At 66.7% G+C, this 225-nt stretch carries 1 pseudogene; it reads right to left on the reverse strand.

The annotated features are described in order from the left end of the window. Window positions 1-225, reverse strand: a pseudogene (locus AX744_RS20720) (F510_1955 family glycosylhydrolase); the annotation flags it as partial.

A 225-nucleotide genomic window follows, 5' to 3' on the forward strand; every position in this document is an offset into this window, starting at 1 on the left:
CGGTTCCGACTCCTGCGAGCGAGCCATTGGGTTTGGCGTCGAGTGTGTAGAGCAGTGGGGCGTCGGCGATGGGGGTGAAGGTGGCGCCGTTGTCGGTGCTGAGGAGTAGTCCTTCTTCTGCGGCCGCGTAGAGACCGTCGCCGGTGGCGGCGAGGTCTGCCGCGGCAAGCGTTGCGCCGCGGGTCCATTCGAGACCGTCGTCAGTGCTGATGAGCAGATCGACGC

It is taken from the genome of Microbacterium sp. CCH5-D1, from assembly GCF_001557335.1.
Taxonomy (GTDB): Bacteria; Actinomycetota; Actinomycetes; order Actinomycetales; family Microbacteriaceae; genus Microbacterium; species Microbacterium oxydans.